The organism is Allobosea sp. 05T422_2, from assembly GCF_056396265.1.
The window spans coordinates 1-1,487 of the sequence record NZ_JBFTLD010000508.1; the positions used below are offsets into that span (position 1 = coordinate 1).

At 60.6% G+C, this 1,487-nt stretch carries 2 protein-coding genes and 1 pseudogene; 2 read left to right on the plus strand and 1 reads right to left on the minus strand.

The features are described 5' to 3' along the window. Positions 1-260, plus strand: a pseudogene (locus AC1DJT_RS36650) (hypothetical protein); the annotation flags it as partial. A 98-nt stretch (positions 261-358) separates the two neighbouring features. Continuing rightward, positions 359-751 (plus strand): hypothetical protein, encoded by a 393-nt coding sequence (locus AC1DJT_RS36655; RefSeq protein WP_476836057.1) that lies wholly within the window; start codon positions 359-361, stop codon positions 749-751. 217 nt (positions 752-968) lie between these two features. Here the strand turns inward: AC1DJT_RS36655 and AC1DJT_RS36660 are convergent, their stop codons facing one another. Next, on the minus strand, positions 969-1,178 hold the full coding sequence (locus tag AC1DJT_RS36660; protein WP_441509217.1) for a cold-shock protein: 210 nt from the start codon (positions 1,176-1,178) through the stop codon (positions 969-971). Positions 1,179-1,487 lie beyond the last annotated feature (309 nt).

The window sequence follows — 1,487 nt, forward strand, 5'->3', positions numbered from 1 at the left end:
GACCCAGAGTTCGGGCTGGTTCCCTCCATCAGAGCCGCAGCCCGGAGCCGGGGGCGCCCTATACCTATGTGACGACGAAGACATTCCTGGCGGTCTTGGGTCTCGCCAGCCTGCGCGACCTGCCCGATCTCGAGAAGCTCGAGGATGCGGGCCTGCTGAGCAAGGACACGCTGCTGGCGAGGCGATTCCGACGAGCGGCGCCGACGTTCTCCCCCTTTGATGACCGGGATCCGAGCGGTGGAACTGAGCCTCGCCTCTGACCTGGGATCGTTCAGCCGTACTCAAAAGTCTGGATTGGCGCGCTTGAAGACGAGCCGGCCCGCTCTAAGGTACGAATGTGTGTTGAGGGAGAGTTGCGATGGCCTACCGCCCCCACGATGTCATGTTTGCTTTCGCCAAGACAAGAAACGGCACGCACGTTGCGCTTGCGATGCAAAAACACCCCTACCGGAAAACGCCGAACGAGTTCGAGATCGAAGGGGTCGATCTTGACACTGAGCTGTGCCTGCAAAACGGCTTTCTCCCCGTCGGGCCAAGGGTCTGGTCATTGGTCGGTGATATCGACCAAGAAATGGCGGTCGCGTTTTTGACGGGTCTTGGCTTCGTTTACGACCCTCATATCGCGGCGCGGGATCGGGCAACGGATGTCGTCGAGGGTCGCTCGACTRAGGAGATCCTCGGTTTCTACCGCGCCGAATGGCTTGTGATGGTCGTAACGTCGGTCGCGCTGGCGTCTTGGGTTGCGATTTGAGCACTGTGATGGGGATCGACGCCGTGGTGGCCGGCCGGCTTGTCAGCACGCCGCAGCCCGGCTTTGCCCTGCACCAGCTGACCTAGGGCGGCGGCGCCGAGGGGAGGGCGACGCAGAACGCGACAGCCTCCCCTTTGATGACCCGGATCCGAGCGGTGGAACTGAGCCGAGAGCATGTCGGCGGATCCGCCCGGGCCCTCGCATTCAATCTGAGGCCTCACTCGGCGCGAAGATTCTCGGCTGACGCTTTGCCCGACCGCCTGTCTGGCACGAGCTCGTAGGAGATCTTTTGTCCTTCGCGCAGGTCGCGCATGCCCGCTCGTTCGACCGCGCTGATGTGAACGAAGGCATCCTGGCCGCCATCGTCCGGCTGGATAAAGCCAAAGCCCTTGGTCGAATTAAACCACTTCACTGTTCCCGTCGCCATAAGCCACCTTTTAATTAATCGACAAGCCAGCATCGCACGACGCTCGAATTGCGCAAGCCGAAGTGTTGACGTCATGCCGTAGGCTAAGGTGATTGGCATTTTCTTGTTGGAACAGCGTATCTCTCGATTCTCGGTAGACTGGATTGGCGTTATAGGGTTGGCAGCCGTCACCACAGAGTGACGCAACTGGTTAAGCACCTTATCGCCCCGTCGTTGCGAGACACCCCGACGGGGCGGAATCTTTATTTGTGTTGGCCGGGCTGACAGGTCGGTCGTTCCCAGGCGTTGATGGCCCGAACAGGGCAATGG

Bases quoted from the DNA above. Each gene is read 5' to 3' on its own strand.
- AC1DJT_RS36660 (WP_441509217.1), bottom strand. From the start codon at position 1,178: ATGGCGACGGGAACAGTGAAGTGGTTTAATTCGACCAAGGGCTTTGGC.